The 23510-nt window shown below is 64.7% G+C and carries 21 protein-coding genes and 1 riboswitch; of the genes, 10 read left to right on the top strand and 11 right to left on the bottom strand.

The genetic code is table 11. The features are described from left to right. Positions 1 to 53 precede the first annotated feature (53 nt). The gene (locus K420_RS0114845; RefSeq protein ID WP_027458748.1) at positions 54 to 1616 is read left to right on the top strand and encodes an ATP-binding protein; all 1563 of its coding nucleotides are present in this window, start codon (positions 54 to 56) and stop codon (positions 1614 to 1616) included. Then, entirely contained in the window at positions 1609 to 2217 is a 609-nt protein-coding gene (locus K420_RS0114840) for a response regulator transcription factor (RefSeq protein ID WP_027458747.1), read from the top strand. The genes K420_RS0114845 and K420_RS0114840 overlap by 8 nt, the downstream gene beginning before the upstream one ends. Before the next feature lie 15 nt (positions 2218 to 2232). Here K420_RS0114840 and K420_RS0114835 read toward each other — a convergent pair whose 3' ends face one another. Together K420_RS0114835 and K420_RS0114830 are read right to left on the bottom strand one after the other, a co-directional pair. Beyond that, the gene (locus K420_RS0114835) at positions 2233 to 2784 is read right to left on the bottom strand and encodes an OmpA family protein (RefSeq protein ID WP_027458746.1); all 552 of its coding nucleotides are present in this window, start codon (positions 2782 to 2784) and stop codon (positions 2233 to 2235) included. Continuing rightward, positions 2774 to 3265, bottom strand: coding sequence for a MarR family winged helix-turn-helix transcriptional regulator (locus K420_RS0114830; protein WP_027458745.1), 492 nt, complete (start codon positions 3263 to 3265; stop codon positions 2774 to 2776). Before K420_RS0114830 ends, K420_RS0114835 begins: the two co-directional genes overlap by 11 nt. Positions 3266 to 3418: 153 nt before the next feature. On the opposite strand from K420_RS0114830, the gene K420_RS0114825 reads away from it, so the two are divergent. The 4 genes from K420_RS0114825 to K420_RS0114810 are packed head-to-tail and all read left to right on the top strand — an operon-like array spanning position 3419 to position 7914. After that, positions 3419 to 4201 carry a gamma-glutamyl-gamma-aminobutyrate hydrolase family protein gene (locus tag K420_RS0114825; RefSeq protein WP_027458744.1) on the top strand — a complete coding sequence of 261 codons (783 nt, stop codon included), beginning with the start codon at positions 3419 to 3421 and terminating at the stop codon, positions 4199 to 4201. Between the two features lie 43 nt (positions 4202 to 4244). After that, complete coding sequence (locus K420_RS0114820) at positions 4245 to 5513, top strand: cation:proton antiporter (RefSeq protein WP_027458743.1); 1269 nt, start codon at positions 4245 to 4247, stop codon at positions 5511 to 5513. Beyond that, on the top strand, positions 5510 to 6634 hold the full coding sequence (locus tag K420_RS0114815; protein WP_027458742.1) for a YbdK family carboxylate-amine ligase: 1125 nt from the start codon (positions 5510 to 5512) through the stop codon (positions 6632 to 6634). The genes K420_RS0114820 and K420_RS0114815 overlap by 4 nt, the downstream gene beginning before the upstream one ends. Positions 6635 to 6657: 23 nt before the next feature. After that, the gene (locus K420_RS0114810; RefSeq protein WP_027458741.1) at positions 6658 to 7914 is read left to right on the top strand and encodes a serine hydrolase domain-containing protein; all 1257 of its coding nucleotides are present in this window, start codon (positions 6658 to 6660) and stop codon (positions 7912 to 7914) included. 55 nt (positions 7915 to 7969) lie between these two features. On the opposite strand, the gene K420_RS19845 is transcribed toward K420_RS0114810, so the two are convergent. Genes K420_RS19845 through K420_RS0114790 form a run of 4 tightly spaced genes read right to left on the bottom strand, consistent with a single transcriptional unit; the run spans position 7970 to position 13269 of the window. Continuing rightward, on the bottom strand, positions 7970 to 8527 hold the full coding sequence (locus tag K420_RS19845; RefSeq protein ID WP_051453163.1) for a GNAT family N-acetyltransferase: 558 nt from the start codon (positions 8525 to 8527) through the stop codon (positions 7970 to 7972). Beyond that, positions 8527 to 9684: a ribonucleotide-diphosphate reductase subunit beta gene (locus tag K420_RS0114800; RefSeq protein ID WP_027458740.1), complete on the bottom strand. Its 1158-nt coding sequence runs from the start codon at positions 9682 to 9684 to the stop codon at positions 8527 to 8529. The genes K420_RS19845 and K420_RS0114800 overlap by 1 nt, the downstream gene beginning before the upstream one ends. Positions 9685 to 9700: 16 nt before the next feature. Further along, positions 9701 to 10510, bottom strand: a complete 810-nt coding sequence (locus K420_RS0114795; RefSeq protein WP_027458739.1) for an ABC transporter substrate-binding protein — start codon at positions 10508 to 10510, stop codon at positions 9701 to 9703. Then, complete coding sequence (locus K420_RS0114790) at positions 10507 to 13269, bottom strand: ribonucleoside-diphosphate reductase subunit alpha (protein WP_232422793.1); 2763 nt, start codon at positions 13267 to 13269, stop codon at positions 10507 to 10509. Before K420_RS0114790 ends, K420_RS0114795 begins: the two co-directional genes overlap by 4 nt. Before the next feature lie 157 nt (positions 13270 to 13426). Further along, a riboswitch (cobalamin riboswitch) is annotated at positions 13427 to 13626 on the bottom strand. A gap of 241 nt (positions 13627 to 13867) precedes the next feature. On the opposite strand from K420_RS0114790, the gene K420_RS0114785 reads away from it, so the two are divergent. From K420_RS0114785 to K420_RS0114770, 3 genes are all read left to right on the top strand, one after another. Beyond that, the gene (locus K420_RS0114785) at positions 13868 to 15001 is read left to right on the top strand and encodes a PQQ-dependent sugar dehydrogenase (RefSeq protein ID WP_035854868.1); all 1134 of its coding nucleotides are present in this window, start codon (positions 13868 to 13870) and stop codon (positions 14999 to 15001) included. A 345-nt stretch (positions 15002 to 15346) separates the two neighbouring features. Continuing rightward, the gene (locus K420_RS0114775; protein ID WP_027458735.1) at positions 15347 to 15553 is read left to right on the top strand and encodes a tautomerase family protein; all 207 of its coding nucleotides are present in this window, start codon (positions 15347 to 15349) and stop codon (positions 15551 to 15553) included. Between the two features lie 255 nt (positions 15554 to 15808). Further along, positions 15809 to 16957, top strand: a complete 1149-nt coding sequence (locus tag K420_RS0114770) for an iron-containing alcohol dehydrogenase (protein ID WP_027458734.1) — start codon at positions 15809 to 15811, stop codon at positions 16955 to 16957. Positions 16958 to 17068: 111 nt separating this feature from the next. On the opposite strand, the gene K420_RS19840 is transcribed toward K420_RS0114770, so the two are convergent. The 3 genes from K420_RS19840 to K420_RS0114755 form a co-directional block, all read right to left on the bottom strand. Further along, complete coding sequence (locus tag K420_RS19840) at positions 17069 to 18409, bottom strand: isochorismate synthase (protein WP_027458733.1); 1341 nt, start codon at positions 18407 to 18409, stop codon at positions 17069 to 17071. Then, the gene (locus K420_RS19165) at positions 18406 to 19665 is read right to left on the bottom strand and encodes a class I adenylate-forming enzyme family protein (protein ID WP_051453162.1); all 1260 of its coding nucleotides are present in this window, start codon (positions 19663 to 19665) and stop codon (positions 18406 to 18408) included. The genes K420_RS19840 and K420_RS19165 overlap by 4 nt, the downstream gene beginning before the upstream one ends. An 83-nt stretch (positions 19666 to 19748) precedes the next feature. Next, positions 19749 to 20525 (bottom strand): ferredoxin--NADP reductase, encoded by a 777-nt coding sequence (locus K420_RS0114755; RefSeq protein ID WP_027458732.1) that lies wholly within the window; start codon positions 20523 to 20525, stop codon positions 19749 to 19751. 97 nt (positions 20526 to 20622) lie between these two features. Between K420_RS0114755 and K420_RS0114750 the strand changes: the two genes are divergently transcribed. Continuing rightward, the gene (locus tag K420_RS0114750; protein ID WP_027458731.1) at positions 20623 to 21546 is read left to right on the top strand and encodes a LysR family transcriptional regulator; all 924 of its coding nucleotides are present in this window, start codon (positions 20623 to 20625) and stop codon (positions 21544 to 21546) included. 106 nt (positions 21547 to 21652) lie between these two features. Here the strand turns inward: K420_RS0114750 and K420_RS0114745 are convergent, their stop codons facing one another. Then, positions 21653 to 22252 (bottom strand): PEP-CTERM sorting domain-containing protein, encoded by a 600-nt coding sequence (locus K420_RS0114745; RefSeq protein WP_027458730.1) that lies wholly within the window; start codon positions 22250 to 22252, stop codon positions 21653 to 21655. A gap of 185 nt (positions 22253 to 22437) precedes the next feature. Then, complete coding sequence (locus K420_RS0114740; RefSeq protein WP_051453161.1) at positions 22438 to 23406, bottom strand: hypothetical protein; 969 nt, start codon at positions 23404 to 23406, stop codon at positions 22438 to 22440. Between the last annotated feature and the right edge of the window lie 104 nt (positions 23407 to 23510).

The following is a 23510-nucleotide window of genomic DNA, read 5'->3' as shown; positions in this document are numbered from 1 at the left end:
GCCATGCATGACTCGCTCCTTCGCACCGTGACGGCCCCAGACCTTCCCGCAACGTGAACACGCTGTCTCTCAACCTCGCCTTCGCTGCGCTCTACATCGCTCTCGATGTGACGAGCTTCATCCACCCGCTGCACGGCCTCAACATCACGCCCTGGAACCCGGCGCCAGCCCTCGGGCTGGTCTTCATATTGCGCCGCGGCCGCGCTGCCTGGTGGCCCGTGCTCGGCACCGTGCTGCTCAGCGAACTGCTGGTCCGTGGCGTTCCACAGGCCTGGTGGGCCAGCCTGCTGTCGGCGGCCATCCTGGCCGGCGGCTATATCGCGCTGGGCGAATACCTGCGCCGCCGCCTGCTATCGACCACGCTGCTCGACGACCGTGTCGCGCTGATCGCCTGGATCCTGCCGGTTGCCGGCGGCACCCTGCTGGTCAGCATCATTTACCTGAGCAGCCTGCAACTGTTCGGTCTGCTGCCGGCCGAGGGCTGGCGCACCGGGGTCGTCCAGTTCTGGGTGGGCGACAGTGTCGGCATCACGGTGGCGATGCCGCTCTTCTGGTGGCTGAGCAGCGAGCGCGGCCGCTTGTTGCTGCGCACCGCCGCCCTGCGCTGGGAAACCCTGGGCTACGTCGCCGCCAGCCTGCTGGCACTGTGGATCGCTTTCGATTTCGGCGGCGGCAGCGGCTTCAAGTTCTTCTACCTGCTCTTCCTGCCGCTGATCTGGGCCTCGGCCCGGCAGGGCATGGCCGGTGCCATCCTTGCCGCTTCGCTGCTGCAGATCGAGGTCATCGTCGCCGTCCAGGTGCTGAGCTACAACGCAGTGACCATTGCCGAGCTGCAAATGCTGTCGCTGGCCATGGCCCTGATCGGCTTTTTCGTGGGTAGCGTGGTGGACGAGCAGCGGCGGACCAGTGACGAACTGAAGCAGACGCTGCGTCTCGCGGCGGCGGGAGAAATGGCCGGAGCGCTGGCCCACGAGCTCAACCAGCCGCTGACCGCGCTGGCGGCCTACGGTTCGGCCTGCGAACGACTGCTCGAGCGCGGCGAGCAGGGCGAGCGCCTGAATGCCGCCATCCACGGCATGCTGGTCGAGTCGGCTCGGGCCGGCGAGGTGGTCCGCCGGCTACGCGACTTTTTCCGGACCGGGGCGACCAAGCTGGAAGCCGCCCGGCTGCCGGAAATCGTCGACCAGGCCGCCCGCCATTACCAGGCGCGGGCCGCGCAACGCGGCATCGCTTTCACGGTCGGCACGATTCCCGACGTCAGCCTGCTGGCCGACCGTCTGCAACTCGAAGTGGTGCTGCGCAATCTGCTCGCCAACGCCTTCGATGCCGTCGATCACCCTGACTGTGCGCAGCGCGCGGTCAGCCTGCGGGGTGAAATCCTGCCCGGGGCGCGTGTCTGCCTCGTCGTGACCGACTCCGGCCGAGGGCTATCCGAAAAGGTCGCCGGCACGCTGTTCGAGCCCTTCAATTCATCCAAGTCGAGCGGCCTGGGCCTCGGGCTGGTGATCAGCCGCGCCATCGTCGAAACCCATGGCGGCACACTGTGGGGCGAGGTGGCCGAGCATGGCATCTTCAAGATCGTTCTGCCGATTCAGGAATCCATGAACCATGTCTGACAATCTGACTGTCTTCATCGTCGATGACGATCCCTCCGTACGCGATGCCCTGAGCCTGCTGCTCGGCGTCGAGGATTACCGGGTTGCCGTGTTCGGCGATGCGGAAAGCTTCCTGAAAGCCTACAAGAAGACCTGGCGCGGCTGCCTGCTGCTCGATATCCGCATGCCCGGCATGGATGGCCTGACCCTGCAGAAGCACCTGAACCAGTTGGGCAGCGACCTGCCGGTCATCGTGATGACCGGCCATGGCGACGTGGCCTCGGCCCGCGAGGCCTTCCGGGCGCTGGCCGTGGATTTCCTGGAAAAGCCGCTCGACCACCGCAAGCTGCTGGCTGCCATCGCCGACGCCTTTGCCCGCCAGCAAAGCCAGCTGGCCGCCGATCTCAACCGCTCGGCCGTCGAGCGCCTCCTCGCCGGGTTGACGCCGCGCGAACGGGAGGTGATGGCCCGGGTGGTGGCCGGGCAGCATAACCGGGACATTGCCGCCGAGCTCGGCATCAGTCCGCGCACCGTCGAGGTGCACAAGGCGCGCATGATGGACAAGCTCGGGGTCGGCAATGTCGCCGACCTGGTCCGGTTGAACCTCGAACTGCGCGCCTGAACGGCGCGCCGCGCCTCAGTTGGCGGTCGCCGGGCCGGAGAACAGGAAGTCCACGCGGCGCATGGCTTTCCGGCAGGCGGAGGCGCGGCAATCGGCCGGGACCTGCTCGTCGCCCAATACCCGCTTGCGGATCTGGTAGGCGGCGACCCCCAGTTTCTTCAGCGCGCTGGCGACAGCGCCGATCCGGGCATCGGCCACGGCCAGGTTGAATGAGCGGCTGCCGTTGTCGTTGGCGTGCCCGACCAGGGTGACGGTCTGTCGCCGGTCGGCCTGCAGGCGGCTGGCCAGCGGCTTGAGCTTGCGTCGTTCGGCCGAAGCGATGGCGCTGGCTCCCGGCGAAAAGAAGATGCTTTCTTCCGGATTGGCCGGCATGGCCGCAGCACTGCTCGCTGCGGGCGGCGCGGCCTGCGGCATGGCCTGGCTGGCGGCGTCTGGCGGGAGTATGGCCGGGCCGGATACCCTGGCTGTGTCGGCCGCTTTCTCCGGCAGCCGGTTGCCGGCACAACCGGCCAGCAGGGCAACGATGAGCAGGGCGGCGAAGCGGGGCAGGGCTAGTCTATTCCGCATTGCGCACCATCTCCGCCAGCGGAATCCGGGCGAACTGTTCATCCGTTTCCTGCAGGTGGCCGATCAGTTCAGCTAGATTGATATGCAATGTTTTCAGGGCGACCTCGGGCAGGCTGGTCAGCGCCGCCGGCAGCACGCCTTCGGCCGGGCCGGGCAGGCGTGCGATAAGTGCCCGGCCGCTGGCGGCGAGGATCAGGCCGACCCGGCGCCGGTCGCTGGCCGCCTTCTGTTTTTCCAGATAGCCCTGGCCGACCAGCCGGTCCACCAGCTGGCTGCAGGTGGACTGGTGGATGCCCAGGCGCTGGGCGAGTTCGGTGACGCCGATGGTGGGGGTGCGCTCGACTTCCTGGAGGATCCACATCTGGCTGCCGGGCAGGCCGCAGCATTGTTCGAGGGCGCGGAAATATTGCCGCATGGTGCCGTAGATGACGCGAAATTGCTGCAGCACTTCAAGTGGCAGGCTGGGGGTGTGAGATTTCATAAGAATTGCGCGAATCAGGTGCGGGAATTATATTGATAAGCAATGTAGTGTCCAAGCGCACTCTCCGGCCCTCCCCGTTTTCGGCGAGGCGAAGCGGTGGCAGGCACAGCCTGCCGCCAATCCGGCCGCAACCAATCGACAAGGAGTTTCACGATGGCACGACGTCCGTTACGCATCGGCCTCTCGGCCCGGATCTACCATCCCCAGCCCGGGGCGACCGGCTTGCAGTCCAAGTCGCTGCATTACCTCGAACAGTCGGTCGCCCACTGGGTGATGTCGCGCGAGGTGATGGTCTTCATGATCCCGTCGGTGAGCGGCGATGGCCTGCTGCACCGGAGCAGCATCCGCCTGTCCGACTACCCGCAGTATCTCGACGGCCTGGTCCTGCAAGGCGGTGCCGACATCAGCCCGCAGTCCTACGGCGAGGAACCCGTGCAGCCGGAGTGGGCGGGCGACCGCCTGCGCGACGCCTACGAGATGGAGCTGCTGCACGAATTCATGGAGGCCGGCAAGCCGGTGCTCGGCATCTGCCGCGGCGCCCAGTTGATCAACGTGGCGCTGGGCGGCACGCTGTACCAGGATATCGCGACCCAATACGACCAGCCGGACATCCACGTTCACGACGATTACGACAAGTACGCCCATGCCATCGCCTGGGAAGCCGGCGGCAGCCTGGGCAAGCTCTACCCCGAGCAAGCCGGCGGGCGGGTGGTTTCCATCCACCATCAGGCGATCAAGGCGGTCGGCAAGGGCTTGCGGGTCGAGGCACGCAGCGTCGAGGACGGCCTGATCGAGGCCGTTCGTCTCGAAGGCAAGCCCTATGTCCTCGGCCTGCAGTGGCATCCGGAATTCCACCCGCCGGGCAGTCCGGATTTGCTGAACTGCACGCCCATCCTGGACGAATTCCTCAACGCGGCGCGGGGCCGGCGATGGTGAGGGCGCCCTTGCCCATCTTGCGATGCACGGCCGGGGGGCGAGCATGATCGAACGCCTCCTCGCCCCGCTGCGCAGCGTCTGGGAAAGCCTGATCGAGCGCCTGCTCTTCCTACCGCCCTTTCCGGAAACCATCGATTCGCTGGCCCTGTTCAGTCTGCTGCTGGTCGTCGGCCTGCTGATCGGCGAGTGGCTGCATGCCCATCTCCGCTGGCCGAAGGTCATCGGCTACGTGCTGGCCGGCATCGTTTTTGGGCCGTCGGCGCTCGGCTGGATCAGCATCGAGGCGCTGGCCCAGGCCAGGCCGATTGCCGACGCGGCGCTCGGCCTGCTGATGATGGAGGTCGGGCGGCGCCTCGACCTGAGCTGGCTGCACCGCAACCCGGAGTTGCTGCGCAGCACGCTGGCCGACATCTCGCTGTCCTTTGCGCTGATCTTCGCCTTCGCGCTCTGGCTGGTCGGCCTGTCGCCGGCCTGGGCAGCGGCCACCGCGGCGGTCACGATGGCCTCGGCGCCGGCCGTGGTGTTGCTGACCATCGAGGAATCACGCGCCCAGGGGCAGGTGACCGAGCGCATCATCCTGCATACCGCGATCAGCTCGGCCGCCTCCTTCATTGCCTTCGCCTTCGTGCTGGGTGTCGTCCATGCCGAATTGAGCGAGGACTGGCTGAATGCCGTCGTCCATCCGCTCTGGGTGGTGGCCGGCGCAGTGCTGATCGGCGGCCTGGGCGCCTGGCTGGCACTGCTCATCGCCCGGGCGCTGCCCAAACGGTCGCTGGCCCAGGTTTTCGTCCTCGTCGCCAGCGCCTTGCTCGCCGTCGGCATCGCCCGCATGCTGGCCGTGCCGGTCTTCCTGACCCTCTTCCTGATGGGCGTGCTGCTTGCTGCACGCGACCGGCGGCAGACGCTGCGCTATACCGATCTGCCGGAAGGTCACTGGCTGCTCGCCATCGTGCTCTTTGTCATCGTCGGTGCCTCCTTGCCCTGGCAGGAGTTCACCTGGCTGGCCGGCCTGCAGGCGCTCGGCCTGCTGCTCGTCAGGGCTGCTGCCAAGGCCGCCGCGCTGGCCTGGTCGGGCGGCAGCCTGCCGTTGCCCAAGCGCCTGCTGGTGGGCGTCGGCATCCAGCCCCTGTCGGCGACGGCGGTGTTCATGGCGTATGAAATCGCCGGTCTGTATCCGGAGGTTGGCCGTTCGGCGCTGGCCCTGCCGCTGTTCGCGGCGGCGATGATGGAATTGCTCGGGCCGGCCCTCTGCCGGCTGGCCCTCGGCCGATCCGGCGAATGCGGCGCCGGCGAGAAGGGAGGCATTGCATGAGCGGCAAGGGACTGGAAAGCTTCAAGGACAGCGCGCCGCTGTCGCTCGGTGTCGAACTCGAACTCCAGCTGGTCTCCCGGCGCGATTTCGATCTGACGCGGGGCGCTACCGACCTGCTTGGCAGCCTCGATTACGACGGCCGCTTCGGTGAAATCAAGCTGGAAATCACCGAAAGCATGATCGAGATCAGCACCCAGGCGCAGCGGACGGTCGATGGCATCGCGGCCGACCTGGCCGGCCTGCGCGACACGCTGCGCCAGCATGGCGAGCGCAACAACATCGGCATCTGCGGCGGCGGCACCCATCCCTTCCACCATTGGCCGGACCGCCGGATCTGCCCGGGCGACCGCTTCAGCGGCCTGTACCAGCGCTACGGCTACCTGGCCAAGCAGTTCACGGTGTTCGGCCAGCACATCCATGTCGGCTGCACCTCGGCGGATGAGGCGATCTGGCTGACCCAGGCGCTCGGCGTCCATGTCCCGGCTTTCATCGCGCTGTCGGCTTCGTCGCCCTTCGTCGATGGCGTGGACAGTTTCTACCAGTCGGCCCGTCTCAACGCGGTATCGGCCTTCCCGCTCAGCGGGCAGTGCCCGCCGCTGAACGACTGGCCGGATTTCTGCCGGCATTTCGAATTCCTGCAGGCCTGCGGCATCGCGCAGGGTATCAAGGATTTGTACTGGGATGTGCGGCCGAAACCTGAGTTCGGCACGGTCGAGATTCGCGTCTGCGATACCCCGCTGAGCATCGAGCAGGCCATCGCCCTGGCCGCCTTTGCCCAGTCGCTGGCGCGCTGGCTGCTGCGCACCCGGCCGCCGCTGCATACCGACAGGCAGGCCCATGTTGCCCGTTACAACAAGTTCCAGGCCTGCCGCTTCGGCCTCGATGCCGAAATTTCCGACCCGGTCGGGCTCTGCCAGCAGCCCTTGCGGCAGACGCTGGCCCCGCTGCTCGAAGCGATTTCCGAAGACGCCAGCGCGCTGGGTTGCCTGCACTGGTTGAACCCGTTGAAGAACCAGCTCGCCGAGGGGGCGGGCGATGCGGCCTGGCTGCGCGAGCGCTTCCAGGAACAGGGCAACCTGAACGATGTGGTGCGCGAAGCCAGCGAACGGCTGATGCGCTGAACAACCTGAAACGGAGAATAAAAATGAATCGCCGCTGGCCAGTTGTCCTGCTCCTGTTCTCGCTGTCGTCGGCCGCCCTGGCCGCGACGCCCACCTGCCAGTTCGACAGGCTGCCGGCCGGCGAGCAGAAACTCGGGCCGTGGATCGACCAGGGCAACTGGCTGGCCATCGAGCACCAGCGCCTGACGCTGCAGGCGGCGACCACCTTCATGCCGGCCTGGCGTCTCGCCCCGGCCGCCGACCGGCCCGCCGTGCCGCTGGTCGAACGTTCGCTGGACGATTGGCCGGCCGTCGATCCCTATGACGGCAAGGCGCGCAGCCTGGGCTTCCTGCTCGACAGCCGGCTGGCCGCCGACGGCGTCGTCGTGCTGCGCAACGGCCAGATCGTCGCCGAGCGCTACCGCAACGGCCTGCTGCCCGACCGGCCGCGCCTGCTGCTCGACGCAACGCGCCCCTTGCTCAACCTGCTGGGGGCGATGAGTGTCAGCCAGGGCAAGCTCGCTGCCGACAAATCGGTCTCCCGCTACATCCCCGCACTCGCCGCCTCGGGCGGCCTGCGCAAGATAGCCATCCAGCGCCTGCTCGATGGCGACGAACGCCATACCTGGAGCCCGGAGGAACTCGCCGCCTGGCAGCAGGCTGCCGGCTGGGGCGAAGGTGCCAACGGCAACGGTCTCCGGGCCTGGCTCGCCCAGCCGAGTCACTGGGACAGGCCGCTCAGCGAAGTGCCGGATGCCCGTGCTACGGCCACCCCCGACGATGACCTGCTCGCCTGGGTCCTGGTCGAAAGCAATGCCCAGCCGCTGGCCAGGCTTTTTTGTGAGCAACTGCTGCGCCGCGCGCAGCCGGAACATGAGGTGCTGTGGCTGAGCGACGCCCAGGGTGTCGAGCTGGCCAACGGCCTCGGCCTCTCGCTGCGCGACTTCGCCAGGCTTGGCCAACTCTTCGTCGAGGCGCGCGGCAGCCGCAGCCGGGCGAGGATTCCCGGCTGGTTCATCGAAACCCTGGTCGCCTCGTCCGGCCTGCGCAGCGCCGAGATCAAGGGGCTCAGCAAGGGCAGTGCGCGGCGCTACGGTTTCGTGCATCTCGGGGGGGCCGCCAACCGCGTCGCCCTGATCGGCACGCACGGCACCAGCCTCTACATCGACTTCGACAAGCGCCTGGTCATCGCCACCTTCGCCAGCCACCCCCAGGCCTATGCCCCGGCGACGCTGGCCGTACTCGAACAGGCCTGGAAGAGCATCGAGCGCGGTGTGGTGCCGGTGAAAAAGGCGAAGTAGACTGCGTTTTTCCGCGGCAAGATCAGGATAAGGAAACGCGATGCTGAAATCGCAGTCACCGGACCGCCGAATCGCGTTGACCTGACCGGCTCAAATCGACCCAAAGCGGTAGTTCTCGTGCAAGCTCAGAGATGTCTGCAAGGTGGAAAGCTGCCGTATCTTGCAGAGGAACCACGCCACGCGGATAGGTCATTTGCATTCGACATGGGTAGCCCAATCTCGTCAAAATATGTCTGGCCACCGGATGTGCCGTAGCCAGATGAATTTCACGAATGCCTGCACTCCTGGCGCTTTTCACCGCCGCTTTGAACAACTGCTGAGCAACGCCCTGCCTACGCCAAGGGGCAGACACACTGGCACCAAGCTCTGCGGCGTCTCCGTGAACAGCCAAATGGATGAAGCCAATAATGCGTTCATCCGCACTCGCCACGGCCAAACCGATGTCCCTTTCGAGGTCAATACGGTTAACGTAAGACGTAATTCCGGCATTGGATAGTGAAGTGGCAAAGCGGCCGTATCGGTCATCGTCGTTCAGGTCCAGTAGATGCGTCAGCAGTGTTGGACGGTGATATGCAATGACCCGATACGGCTCACCGACTATCGGCAGGTGCATCACTCCCAAGCCAGCGCCCCACCCGTCTGATACTCGGTCACCCGGGTCTCGAAGAAGTTTTTCTCCTTGCGCAGGTTGGCCTGCTCGTCCAGCCAGGGCAGGACATTTTCGGCACCAGGGAAAGGCTCGGCCACACCGACCTGGCGGGCGCGACGGTTGGCGATGAAGCGGAATTGCTGGACATGGAGCTCGACGTTGTAACCCAGGATGGGCTCGCGCAGGATGTAGCCGGCATAGGCGGTTTCCGCCGCTTCCGCTTCATCCCAGAGTTGGCGCAGGGCTTGCGGGTCGAGGCTCAGGTTTTCTTCCTTGAGCAATTCGCGTACAACCCGGATGCCGAAGGCGCAATGCAAGACTTCGTCGCGCATGATGTACTGCAACTGCTCGGCAGCCCCTTTCATCAATCCCCGTCGTTGCAGAGCGAAGACCGGCGTGAAGCCGTTGTAGAACCAGCAGCCCTCGAAGATGACGGCAAAGAAGAAGTACGACAGGGCGAACTCGTGGAGATTATCGCGATTGGTCAAGTCGAAGTCCGAACGCAGCACACGTTCCAGACGTCGATTGGCCAGCTTAATCTTGCCGTGAATCTCCGGCACGACGCGATAGCGGTTGTAGATTTCCTGCTGGTCGAGGCCCAGGCTCTCGATGCAGTGCTGGTAGGTCCAGGTGTGCAGGGCCTCCTCGTAGACCTGGCGAGCCTGGTAAATCTGCAACTCCGGCGCACTCATTTTTTCCATCACCGCTAGGCCGATGTTGCGCATGGCCAGGATGTCGGAAGTCGTCAGATAGGCGAGCACGTTCGAGAAGACGTGCCGTTCGGCCGATGTCAGCTTGTGGTGATAATCATGCACGTCCTGCGCCATGCTGATTTCCAGCGGCGTCCAGTGGTTGCGGTTGGCCTTGAGGAAGAATTCCCAGGCCCACGGATATTTGAACGGCGCCAGCTGGTTGATGTCAGCCTTGCCATTGACGATGCGCTTGTCGGCGGCATTGACCGCCGTCAGGGCGGTGGCGGGCGCCAGTTCTTCCCGATTCGTCGCCGGTGCCAGAGCGGCAGGACTAGCGGTTGCGGTCGACGGCGAAGTGATGGCTGAAATGGTCGGGGTCGTTGCCGGATTGGGCGTATCCCAGTCATCAAAACGGTAGGCTGCGTTCATGGTATGTCCTCGGGAATCAGTTGCCGTAATCGGCCATGGTTTGGCGCAACTCGTCCAATCCCTTGAGGAGACCTGGGCCGGGATGCGTGAAGTATTCGCCGGTCAACGGCAGGATAGGGATGCCAGGCTTGGCGATGGCCGGATTGCAGCTTTCCGCCTTGCGGTCTTGCAAGGCGAAGAGGATGTCCGGCTGGCGCCCAGCAATCCAGCCGGCCACATCGCCGTTCGGGGTATCAGGCTGGAAGTTGCGTACATTGTCGTGGTCAGCTACGACCTCGAAACCGGCCGCCGTGAAGACTTCGTGGAGTGTCGTTCCTTTGCCGAACGAGTACGGTGCCTTGCCACACGCCGAGAGAATCAGAACGCGGCGCTGGCGGCTGGGGACGTTTCGGGCGGCGGCCCGCCAATCGGCGGCAAACCGGGCGATACGCTGGTCAATGTCGGCCACCCTGGCAGCGCGGCCAACCTCAAGCAGCATGGCCTCGACCCCGTTCATTCCCCTGAAGCCCCCGACCCGCAGGGCCTGGGCAGTAGGAGGTGTCGCCGACTGCGCGGCTTCTGCTTTGGTCCATTCGGAATAAATGACGACATCGGGCTCCAGGTCTTCCATCGCCGCACGGTCGGGGTCCATGACCCCGCCGGTATGGGGGAGCGGCAGCAAGTCGTAGCGACTGACTCCGACGATGCAATCAACTCTCCCCAACCATTCCAGGGCGCGGGTGATGTACGGCGACTGGCTGATGATGCGGGGGCAATCGGCCGCTTGAGCGACGCCGGTAAGGGCTATCAGGGTCAGCACCGCCAGAATGTGTCGCAAGGCTTTCATTGGCAAGCCTCGCACTCGGGGTTGTCGATGGAGCAGAATTTGGGTTCCTCCTGCGGCATGGCATCGTCCCGCCCGCCGGCCTTTTCTGCCTGGCTGGCCCCCAGGGTGCGCAGGTAATAGGTGGTTTTCAGGCCACGGACCCAGGCGAGTTTGTACAATTCATCGAGCTTCTTGCCGGACGGCAGGGCGAGATAGAGGTTGAGCGACTGCGCTTGGTCTATCCACTTCTGACGCCGGGCAGCCGCCTCAATGAGCCACTTGGGGTCGATTTCGAATGCTGTGGCGTAGCGCGCTTTCAGCGCCTCGGGCACGCGGTCGATGCGGGACAGCGAGCCGTCAAAATACTTGAGGTCGGCGACCATCACTTCGTCCCACAGGTCGAGCACCTTGAGGTCACGGACCAGGGCTTCGTTGACCACGGTGAATTCGCCGGAGAGATTCGATTTGACGTAGATATTCTGGTAGGTCGGCTCGATGCTGGCCGAGACGCCGACGATGTTCGAGATGGTCGCGGTCGGGGCGATGGCCACGCAATTCGAGTTGCGCATGCCGAACTGGGCAATGCGAGCCTTCAGCGCCGCCCAGTCGAGGCGGGAGTCGCGGTTCACTTCCAGATAGTCGCCACGGGTGGCGGCCACCAGTTCGATGGATTCATGCGGCAGGATGCCCTGGTCCCATAGGCTGCCTGTGAAGCTGGAGTAACGCCCACGCTCCCGGGCCAGTTCGGTCGAGGCCCAGTAAGCCTGGTAGCACACCGTCTCCATACTGCGGTCGGCAAACTCGACGGCTTCCTGGGAGGCATAGGGCAGGCCCAGTGCATAGAGGCAATCGGCGAAGCCCATGATGCCCATGCCGACCGGACGGTGGCGTAGATTGGCGTTGCGTGCCTTGGGCGTGGCGTAGAAGTTGATGTCCACGACGTTGTCGAGCATGCGCATGGCGATTTGCACCGTCCTCGCCAACTTGGCGTGGTCGAGTTCTCCATCCTTCAGGTGAGCGAGCAGATTGACCGAACCGAGGTTGCAAACAGCGGTTTCCGAATCCGAGGTGTTCAGTGTGATTTCGGTACAAAGGTTGGAGCTGTGCACCACGCCGACATGCTGCTGCGGCGAGCGCAGATTGCAGACATCTTTGAAGGTAATCCACGGGTGCCCAGTCTCGAACAGCATGGTTAGCATCTTCCGCCACAGTTGCACAGCGGGAAGCTTCTTGTGCAGCTTGAGTTCGCCGGCTGCGGCCTTGGCTTCATAAGCGAGATAGGCGGCCTCAAAAGCCTTGCCAAATTTCTCATGCAGGTCCGGAACATCGACCGGGGAGAAGAGCGTCCATTCGCCGTTCTCATGGACTCGCTTCATGAACAAGTCAGGAATCCAGTTGGCGGTGTTCATGTCATGGGTGCGACGGCGCTCGTCGCCCGTGTTTTTGCGCAGTTCCAGGAATTCCTCGATATCGAGATGCCAGGTTTCCAGGTAGGCGCAGACGGCGCCCTTGCGCTTGCCGCCCTGGTTCACGGCGACGGCCGTGTCATTGACCACCTTGAGAAAGGGAATCACACCCTGGCTTTGGCCGTTGGTACCCTTGATGCGGCTGCCCAGCGCCCGCACCGGTGTCCAGTCGTTGCCGAGGCCGCCTGCGTACTTCTGCAACAGAGCGTTTTCCTTGATGGACTGGTAGATGCCTTCCAAGTCGTCGGCCACCGTGGTCAGGTAGCAGGAGGAGAGCTGGGAATGCAGGGTGCCACTGTTGAACAGGGTCGGTGTCGAGCACATGAAGTCAAAGCTGGAAATCAGGTCGTAGAACTCGATGGCGCGGGCTTCACGGTCGATTTCGTTGAGCGCTAGGCCCATGGCGACGCGCATGAAGAAAATCTGCGGCAGTTCGATACGACGGCCTTCGATGTGCAGGAAATAGCGGTCGTACAGGGTTTGCAGGCCGAGGTAGCCGAACAGGTGGTCGCGTTCGGGCTTGAGGGCAGCAGCCAGGCGGCCAAGGTCATAGTCCTTCAGGCGCGGGTCAAGCAGTTCGGCAGCGATACCGCGCTGGATGAAGGTAGGCAGGTAATCGGCGTATTGTTGCGCGGTGGACCGGCTCGAATCCGTGTGACCCAGGACCTCCAGACTCAGGCTGGCCAGCAGCAAGCGGGCGGTGGCGAAGTCGTAGCCCGGCTCGCGTTCGATGAGGGTCCGCGCCGACAGGATGAGTGCCTGCTGCACGTCCGTCATGCTGACGCCGTCGTAGAGATTCTTCAGGGCATGGTCGAGGATGAGCTTTGCCGAAACCTCGCCTTTCAGTCCGGCGCAGGCGGCTTCGCAACTGGCGAGCAAGGCAGCGACATCGAGCGGGCAGCGCTCGCCATGGATGGTGACATGCAACACCGGCGCCTGGACTTCGGTCAGGGTGGCGCGCTCGTTGGCGCGGCGTTCGCGATACAGCACGTAGGCTCGTGCTACATCGTGTTCGCCAGAGCGCATCAAGGCCAGTTCAACCTGGTCCTGAATATCCTCAATGTGCACCGTGCCACCGTCCGGCAGGCGACGGGTCAACGAGCGAACCACGGTGCCTGTCAGCAGGGCCACCACTTCGCGCACCCGTGAGGAGGTCGCACTCTGAGTACCCTCGACAGCCAGGAAGGCCTTGGTCACGGCAACTGAAATTTTCTCCGGGTCGAAGGCAACCACGGCACCATTGCGGCGGATGACCTGGAGTGCCGCCAGTGTGGATTCGCTGTTGGCAGAAAGGGCTAGGATGTTCGCGGACACGACGATTCTCCGGGATGAGGGGCGGAGAATCGAAAGAACGTGGCAGATGTAAGGCGAGCGTCACCCAGGGAAAATCCCGCTGAGGCAGCAGCTTCTCGAATGCAAACGAACCGCAACACGTACAGACCTTTCGTCAGGGACACCCCGCCCCATCGTTGATTGGAAGGACGTTGCGGCAGGTCTCCTGGCTCTCGGGTCGGTGCGCTTCACCCGCCTTCCCGGACGCATCCAGTGGCAGAGGGTGGCGAAGCACTCGCCGATAACAGTTGCGGGGGCAGCTCCGGATTTCAGGCGTTAGCCTGGCACCGAATTCCCTTTTAATCCCCGGATGGGGAACCTTCAACGGGTTCTACTCTAAATGCACCGGGAGGCCGGCGTCAAGCCAAATAAACTAGAGGTAGTGGCTTCCGGCACTGAAGCTACTATATATAGTAAATAGCGGGAGTGGGTTACGTCACTATCCGGCCGCTTTGCCACGTATTCGAGCCATCCAAGGATGATTGGCTGTATTTCTGCTATTGGCCGAGTGCTGCCAGATGGTGCCCTGGTCAGGTACGATGACTTGATGTGGTCAACTCACGTGAGATTTCGCAGCACGATGCCGAAACGCCTGTTTTCCTTGTGGGCCGGGTTGGCGCTTGTCCTTGGCGGCCAGGCCCAGGCCGTCACGCCAACGGTCATCGCCAAGGGCCTCGACCACCCGTGGGCGGTGGCCTTTCTGCCGGACGGCAATTTCCTCGTCGCCGAGCGGGCCGGGGCGTTGCGCATCGTCGCCGGTAACGGAAAAGTCGGCGTCCCGCTGAGCGGCTTGCCGGCCATCGCGGTCGGTGGCCAGGGCGGGCTGCTCGATGTCGTGCTCGATAGCGATTTTGCCAATAACCGGGTGCTCTACTTCTGCTTCTCCGAGCCTGCCCGGCCGGGCAGTGGCAACAGCACCGCCCTGGCCAGCGCCCGGCTGTCGCGGGACCAGGCGCAGCTTGAGGCGGTGCGCGTCCTGTTTTCCCAACGCCCCAAGGTGTCGAGCGAACTGCACTTCGGTTGCCGTATCGTCGAGAGCCGGAACGCCGACGGGCAGCCGGACGGCAAGCTCTTTCTGACGCTGGGCGAACGCTACAGCCGGCGCGACGATGCCCAGCGCCTCGACAATCACCACGGCAAAATCATCCGCCTCAACAAGGATGGCAGTGTACCGGCCGACAACCCCTTCCTCGGCCGACCGGGCGCCCTGCCGGAAATCTGGAGCTATGGCCACCGCAACCCGCAGGGCGCGGCGCTCAGCCCGCTTGGCGTGCTCTGGATGCATGAGCACGGGCCGCGCGGTGGCGACGAAATCAACCTGCCGCAAGCGGGGGGCAATTACGGCTGGCCTCTGGTGAGCTTCGGCCGGAACTACGACTTCACAGCGGTCGGCACCGGCCAATCAGCCATGGCCGGCACCCTGCCACCCTTGCACCAGTGGACGCCGTCGATTGCGCCTTCCGGCATGGCTTTCGTGACCAGTGAGCGATACGGCAAGGATTGGGTCGGCAACCTGCTGGTTGGCTCGCTCAAATTCAAGTATCTGGCACGTCTGGTGCTGGAACGCCCGTATGCCGGCAAGGTCGTGAAGGAAACCCGGCTGCTGGAATCGCTCGGCGAGCGTATCCGGGATGTCCGGCAGGGGCCGGATGGCTTCATCTATGTCGTGACCGATAGCGACGACGGGCGGCTGATTCGGCTGACGCCCGATTGAGGCGTACGGCTGGGCTAGGTCCAGAGCGTCCATTAAGCGGCCCTGCTGCGCACCGCCCGCCGGCACTTCGCCAGCAGCGCGCGCCTAAGGAACCACCCGGGTTGAAATCAGGCCTCGATGGCCGTCCCCGTGAGATGGGCGTAAGTACGAAATTTCAGCTGGGCTGACCACCTGAGGTCATCGTGCCTGAGCACTGATGATTGATACCCAGACCAGCACGCCATCTGGCTGCATTCGGCAAAAACGGTCGATAACATCACCGATTGAAAGCAGCCGTACAATACCAATGGCAACTCACAGTAGGCGCCTAGCATTCAAGTTTTCGCGGTACCAGAAGGAATACATATGCCATACGTAAACGTTCAAATAACAAAGGGCGCCTCTCGGCAGCAGAAGGCCGAGATCGTTAAGGACATCACGGATTCCCTCGTGCGTGTGCTGGGCAAGAAGCCCGAGCACACGCACGTCGTGATCCAAGAGATCGCCGATGAGGATTGGGGTTTCGCTGGGATGCTCACTGACGATTGGAAGGCTGCACACTCCAAGCAGTAGTCATGCGGATAAGGGTTTATCCAAGCAGAACGATCAATCGCTTCGCGATTGGTGCAGTTGCTTAATTCACGCATTGAAGGTCCGCTTTCCCAAGTAGCCAACTACCGCTTTAGCTGAATTGGAGCACGTCAGGTCGACGTGATTCGGTGGTCGGGAGAATGCGATTTCGCTTAAGCTCGATGCCGCGTTGGATTGGCCCCGTCGGGGACGCCCAGGCCCCGGTGCAACCGGAGGTGAGTGAGCAAGGAAGGAATCATGGAAAACTTTACTTTTTTCAACCCGACCCGCATCGAATTCGGTGCCGACAAGGAGCAGTTGATCGGCCAGCACCTGGCCAGGCACGGCGTCCGGAAGGTGCTGCTCTGCTACGGCAGCGAGCGGATCAAGCGCGACGGCCTGTTTGCCGTGGTGACGCAGCGCCTGGCCGAGCAGGGCGTTGGCTTCGTCGAGCTGGGGGGCATCGTCAGCAATCCGCTGCTGTCCACGGTGCGGCAAGGCGTTGCCCTGGCCCGCGCAGAGCAGGTGGATGCCATACTCAGCGTCGGCGGCGGTTCCGTGCTCGACAGCGCCAAGGCAATTGCCGCCGGTGTCGCCCATGCCGGCGATGTCTGGGAGCTGTTCACCGGCCAGGCGCGCATCGAGTCGGCCTTGCCCGTGTTCGCCATCCTGACCCTGGCGGCGACCGGTAGCGAAATGAACTGTTCGGCGGTGGTGACCAACGACGAGACCCAGGAAAAATTTTTCATCACCGCACCGGCCATCTTTCCCAGGCTGTCCATCGTCAATCCCCGGCTGATGCGGAGCGTGTCGCGGGAGTATCTGGTGTATTCCGCAGCCGATGTGATCGCCCATTCCATTGAGGCCTATTTCACCGCGACGGTGCATCCCCGCTTGCAGTCGCGGCTGGTCGAGGCGGTGATCAACACCATCATCGAGACGACCGAAACCCTACTGGCCAACCCGGCTGACGACGACGCACGCGGCGAGTTCGCCTGGGCAGCGACGCTGGCCCTGAACGGGCTGACTTTTTCCGGGTGCGCCGGCTTCGGCTACCCCAACCACGCCATTGAGCATTCGCTCTCCGCGCTGTTCAACGTACCGCATGGCGCCGGGCTATCGGTGGTCATGCCGGCCTGGATGAAGTGGTATCAGGGTCGCAACCCGCCCCAGTTCGAGCGTTTCGCCCGGCAGGTGTTCGGCCTGGCCAGCGCCGGCGAGGGGATTGCCGCGCTGGAAGCGTGGTTCGACAAGATTGGTACCCCGACACGCCTGGCGCAACTTGGTATCCGGGAAAGCGATTTGCCGACGATTGCCGACAACGTCCGGCTCAGTGTCGAGCGCTTTGGCATCGCCGAACAGTACCCACCGGATGTCGTGACCGACATTTTGCGGCGGGCGTTGTAAGCCGCCTGGGGGGCAACAAAAAGAACCCCCACCGGGGTGGGGGCGAGATGGAGAGAGTTGTATTACCCGACCAGTGTGACGGCCAGGCGTGACAAGGATGTGACAGGGGGGTCAGGCCCGGCGGTTGCCGCGGTCGGCCTGGAGGGTGTCGTCGCTCAGGGCGGCGCGCAGGGTGCCGAACTTGGCTTCGATCTCGGCCAGTTCCTGAACCGGATCGGAGCCGGCGACGATGCCGGCTCCGGCCTGCAGCAGGGCCTTGTTGCCGTCAAGCAGGGCGGAGCGCAGGGCAACCGAGAATTCGCCGTCGCCGTCCGGGGTCAGGATACCGAAGCCACCGCTGTACCAGGCATGGCGCTGTTCGCCGTGGGCCGCCAGCCAGGCGCGGGCGGCGGCGGAGGGAAAACCGCCGACGGCCGGCGTCGGGTGCAGTGCCCGCACGACGTCGAACAGGCTGCTGTCCGGCCGGGCCGTGCCGACGATGCGGCTGCGCCAGTGGCGGAGCTGGCCGGCGGCGTGTTCCTCAACGGCGCCGACCTGCGGTGCGCCATCGCACAGCGGGCTGAGCGCCTCAACCACGGCCCGTACGACGAGCGATTGTTCGTGGCGGTTTTTGTCGTCGGCCAAGGCCAGCGAACCCGGCCAGGCGGTGCCGGCCAGCGCATCGACGCGTACCTGTCGGCCGTTCTTGGCGACCAGCCGTTCCGGCGTGGCGCCGAGGAAGACCTGGGCCCCGTTGCCATGGGCGTAAACAACACTGGCTGGTTGCTGCGCGTTGAGGCGGGCGAGGATGTCGCCGGCCGCGAAGGGGGCGCTCCCTTCGATTGGCCGGCAACGGGTGAGAACGACCTTGGCCAGGCTCCCCTTGCCGATGTCGCGCAGTGCGGCGACGACGCGCGCCATCCAGGCCTGCTCGGCGAGCGGTTCGGGGCGGGCCGGCAAGGTCTTGGCGGCCTTCGTCGCCGGTCGGGCGGCAAGCAGCGTCGGCCATTCGGCCTGGGCCTGCGACAGGCGGCCGGCTGGTGTGCTCAGCGTCAGCGTGCAGCGGCCGGCGCGGCATTCGAGCAGCAGGGTGGGGATGGCGACCAGGGCATTGGGCAGGGGCGCCGCATTGTCGGCCGCGAAGGCGAAACCGGAGAAGGCGAGGGCCGGGCCATTGCGCCGCCAGTCCTTGCAGAAGCCGGCGAAAGCGCCGTCCAGCGCGGCGAAGCGGTTGTCGCCGGCGCTCGCCACCTGCAGCGCATGGCCGATGGCCAGGCGATATTCGCCGTGTGCCGGGCGAGCGCGGTACCACCAGGGCTGGCCGGCCGGCAGCAGGGACAGCCAGTCGGTCTCCTGCCCCGGCAGGTCGAGGCACAGGCTGACGGGGGCTGATGCCGGGGCACCGGCGGCCAGTGCGGCGAGGTGCTGGGCCGTTTCTGGGGCGGTGATCTGGCGGAGCAGGGCGGCGATCATGCCGGGGCTCCCGCCGCCAGGCGGCGCAGCGCGCCGCGTTCGAGCTTGCCGGCGGCGTTGCGCGGCAGGCGGTCGAGGCGGCGGATGCGGCGGGGCAGGGCGGCCGACGGCAGGTGCTGACGAGCGTGGGCGAGCAGGGCGGCGTCATCGGCCGGGCCGACGACCAGGGCGACGATGAGGTCGCCCCACACCGGATCGGGCAGGCCGGTGACGGCGATATCGACGACACCCGGGCAGCCGGCCAGGCAGGATTCGATTTCCTGCGGATGCACGTTGCGGCCGCCGCTGATCAGCATGTCGTCGGCCCGACCGAGCACGGTCAGGCGGCCGCCGGCGTCGATTTCACCGAGGTCGCCGGTGATAAGCCAGCCGTCGGCGTCGGGGCCGCCGCCGCCGAGATAGCCGATCATGACCTGGGGGCCGCGCAGGCGGATGCGGCCGTCGTCGCCAATACGGAATTCGTGGCCGGGCAGGGCGCGGCCGACCAGTCCTTCGTGCCACACGCCATCGGCGGGTTGGAAGACGGCGGCCATGGCGGCGGTTTCGCTCATGCCGTAGCTGACGAACAGCGGCCAGCCGGCAGCACTGGCCCGTTCGTAAAGCGGCCGGGAGAGCGCGGCGCCGCCGATCAGGACGGCGCGCAGCGTAGACGGCGGGGCGATGCCGTGGTCGAGGAGCCGGGCCAGCATGGCGGGGACCAGCGACACATGCGTCACCGGCCGGGTGACCAGGTCGTTGGCCAGTTCGTCGATGGCAAAGCCTTCATGCAGCAAGACGCCGGCCCCGGCGCGGGCGCAACGCCAGAGGATGCTCTGGCCGCCAATGTGGTAAAGCGGCAGGCAGGCGAGCCAGAGGTCGCCGGCCCGCAGGTCGAGCGCCGCATTGGCCGCGGCAGCAGCGGCATCAAGCTGTGCGGTGCCAAGCAGCACGGCGCGCGGCTGGCCTTCGCTGCCGCTGGTCGAGATGATCAGCGCGGTGCCAGGCGGCACCTTGTCGAGCGCCGGCGCCTGGCGTTCCGGCGGTAGCGGGAAGCAGGCGCGGCCGGCGGCGCTGCAGCGATAGGCGGCGAGGGCGAGTTCGAGCGGGGTGCCGCTGCCGGCCCAGGGACGGGTGTCGTCGACAGCTGCGGCGGCGCTGGCTTGGGCGGCCAGTTCGGCGAAGGTCCAGCTGCGGCCTTCGGCCAGCAACGCCGGCCGGGCGGGCCCTTCGGCTGCGCCGCGGGCAAGATGCGCGTGGAGAGAGGAGGCCGGCTTCATAAGCTGGCCATTATACGGAGCCGGCGCGCCCCGGCCGGTGAGCCAGATCAAAAATCGCCCGGCCGGCGGCGGGCGCCCGGCGCCTACTGGTCGACGAAGGCGCGCTCGATGACGTAGTCGCCCATTTCGCCGATGTGCGGCGAGACCTGGAAGCCATAGCCGTCGAGCATGGCCGAGATTTCCTTGAGCATGGCCGTGCTGCCGCAGATCATCGCCCGGTCGGTGGCCGGGTCGAGCGGCGTGATGCCGAGGTCGGCGTAGAGCTTGCCGCTGCGAATCAGGTCGGTCTGCCGGCCTTCATTGCGGAAGGATTCGCGGGTCACGGTCGGGTAGTAGATCAATTTCTGGCGGATTTCGTCGCCCAGATATTCGTGATCCAGCAGGTCCTGCGCGATGTAGTCGTGGTAGGCCAGTTCGCTCGTCCAGCGCACACCGTGGATGAGCACGATCTGCTCGAAGCGCTCGTACATTTCCGGATCGTGGATCAGGCTCATGAAGGGAGCGAGGCCGGTGCCGGTGGCGAACAGGAAGAGGCGCTTGCCCGGTTTGAGGTCGCGCAGGACGAGCGTGCCGGTCGGCTTCTTGCTGACCAGCAGCTTGTCGCCCGGTTTGACGTGTTGCAGCAGCGAGGTCAGCGGACCATCCGGCACCTTGATGCTGAAGAATTCGAGGTGCTCTTCATAATTGGCGCTGGCGATGCTGTAGGCGCGCATGCGCGGCCGGCCCTCGACTTCCAGACCGATGGTGACGAACTGGCCGTTGATGAAGCGCAGGCCGGGGTCGCGCGTGGTGCGGAAGCTGAACAGCGAGTCGTTCCAGTGATGGACGGAAAGGACGGTTTCGGCGTTGAGGGAGCTCATGGCGATCAGGGCTAGTCGTTTTTGATGGCCCTAGTGTAGGGCTTGATTAAAGCTGTGTTATAGGATAATTTGGCTTATCGTTATCGATATTGTCGATATGAAACTCAGCCTGCGCCAAGTCGAGATCTTCACCGCCATCGCCCGCGAACAGAACGTGTCGCGCGCTGCCGAACGCCTGTGCATGTCGCAATCGGCGGCGAGCAACGCGCTGGTCGAACTGGAGCGGCAGTTCGATTGCCCGCTCTTTGACCGCCTCGGCAAATCCCTGCACCTCAATGCCACTGGGCGCGGCCTGTTGCCGCTGGCCGAGCAACTGCTCGACCAGGCGCGGCAGATCGAGTCCTACCTCGGCGGTGGCCAGCTGGCGCCGCTCACCGTTGGCGCGACGCTGACCATCGGCAACTATCTCGGCACGCTGATCATCGCCGAATACATGCGGCAGCACCCGGCTGCGCCGGTCAGTCTGCAGGTGGCCAACACCGAGGCGATCGCCGAGCGCCTGTTGCGCTGCGATTGCGATGTCGGCCTGATCGAGGGCGAAGTGAATCATCCCGACCTGCTCGTCGAGCCCTGGCTGGAGGACGAACTGGTCGTCTTCTGCGCACCGGGCCATCCACTGGCCCAGGCCGGCCCGGCCGATGCCGCAACCCTGGCCGACCAGGCCTGGATCCTGCGCGAACCGGGCTCCGGCACACGGCGCCAGTTCGACCGCAGCCTCGCCCCCGCCCTCGGCCGCTTTACCGTGCGGCTGGAACTGGAACACACCGAGGCGATCAAGCGCGCCGTCGAATCCGGCCTCGGTATCGGCTGCCTGTCGCGCCTGGCGCTACGCGAAGCCTTCCGGCGCGGTAGCCTGGTCGAAGTCACAACCCCCGCCTTCGACCTGCGCCGCCGCTTTCACATCGTCCGCCACGCCCGGCGCCACGCAAGCAGTGCGGTGCAGGCCTTCCGGCAGATGTGCGACGCGGTGTGCGGTGCGGCAGCGCGGACCTCGGAACTGGTGTTGCCGTTCATTCCGTAGCGGCGATGTGAAGAGGGGGCCGACCCCGGGGATAACCAGGTTTCCGGAATGTCATGCAAAAAGCCGGGTTTCTCCGGCTTTTTTGTGAACATCGAGAGTTTGAAAGTTAAGCGTTTTTGCGACGGCTGGCGGCGAGGCCGGCCAACCCGAGGCCAAGCAGTAGCACTGAAGTGGGTTCGGGAATCTGGGTGCTGCCGTTGACCGTGATGTCATCAACAAAGAAAAGGCCACCGCTGAAAACGACACGATCAACCTGGCTGAAATTCAGTACGACATCTTGCCATGTGCCATTGTATGCAACCACTTCCGAGTCGACCGTTTGGTCATTGAGAAGGCCCGTAATCGTCAGCGTGCCGGATGCCCCCTGCCACCCTGCCGTCCAGAAATCCTGGATCGAGAAGGTGCCGCCCCCGACTTTGCTCAGGGTGATGGCGCCGTTCCAGTCGTTAAAGCCGGCGTAGTTGCCACTGTGGGCGCTGCCCACCCCGGTTGTCCACCAAGGCACGGTACCAGACAGGTCGAGTACGTCCGCATTGGAGAAGTGGAAGCCACTGGAGTTAAACCCTTGGGCAACGCCATCCCAGGTTGCCGTAGCGGTAGCTTCGCCAGGCAGGCCGGCATCTTCGAAGTTGATCAATGAAGCCTGGGCAGCGCCGGAAAACGCCAATGACAGCAGTGCGCCGAGCAGTGCAGATTTGATTTGCATGTTTGATTCCTGAGAGTTGTATTTTTTTGGTGCCCGCGTGCAAAGCAAATGGCGTGCCAAAAAAATTCTCTATATTATTCAGCAGCTTTTTTGTTGCTCAGGAAGTCGGTGCAAGAAAATCCGACAGGCATTGTTGATGCGCTGGGAAGGGTTTCAAGCGAGCGTTTCGGCAACGCTCGGCGCCATTACACCGGCAGCGTCACAGGAATCAGCGGGGCCCGGCCGGTGGCGAGGTAGTTGGCACAGCGGTCGGCGTATTCCTGGGTGCTCTTGGGCATGGCGGTGCGGGCGCGGGCGATGTAGAAGATCAGGTCGCGGCCCTGGCGGATCAGTTGCAGGCCGTCCGACAGGTTGTAGGTCATCGGCGACGAAAGGGCGCTGGCATCGCATTGCAGGGGCAGGGTGCACAGGCGTTCGGCGGCGGTGACCATGCGGGCCCAGACGTCGAAGATGTCGCCGTCGGTGCGCAAGGTTTCAGTCTTGATCTTGGCAGCGGAGGCCAGTTCGCTGACCGGGGCCTCGATGTCGGAAAAGGCCGGGATGCCGCTGAAGGTGTCGATCATCACTTGCGAGATGCGGTCGATGTCGCGCAGGACGCGACCGATCTTGATGTAGCGGCTTTCGTAAAAGTCTTCGAGGGGAATCGAGAAGGCGCGGAAGGGTTCTCCCCACAGTTCGTCGATGCCTTCCTCGCCACTGCGGTGCAGGACGTTGCGGCCGAGTTCCATGGCTTCGAGCAGGCACCGGCCGCATTCGCGCATCAGCGGGCTGTCGCTGAGGATTTCGATACCGCAGGCCTGCAGTTCGACCAGCTTGCGGAAAATGTCGGCCGCCCGGTTGAACAGCGCACCGGCCAGCATGGCGCCCTTGACGCGTTTGCGGGCCGGGTCGGCTTCATTTTCGTAGCTGGCACGGGCTTCGTTGAGGCGGGTGCCGGGGATGTTCAGGCCGTGCTCGGTGTGGTTGAACAGGCGGCGCGTCAGCGCGTCAATCAGTTTCTTCTTGGCTTCCAGCGTGTCAGCCGGCACCGGGTAGGTCTTGATCCAGTAGCCATCGTACATGACACGTTCCATGCCATCGATCATGCGACGGGTGCCCTCCGGCACGTCTTCCGTGGTTTTCGGGGGCGGAGTCAGAATCTGGGCGGTGTTCATAAGTCGGTTACGGATTTGCCTTTTTCATGGGCCGGCATGAAACGACCGGTCGCTGATTGTAATGCGCCTGCAATGGTGCGGTGCAATACGCGGCGCATTGTAAC

The organism is Dechloromonas agitata is5, from assembly GCF_000519045.1.
Classification (GTDB): Bacteria; Pseudomonadota; Gammaproteobacteria; order Burkholderiales; family Rhodocyclaceae; genus Azonexus; species Azonexus agitatus.
This window is presented reverse-complemented; position numbering and strand designations above follow the sequence as displayed.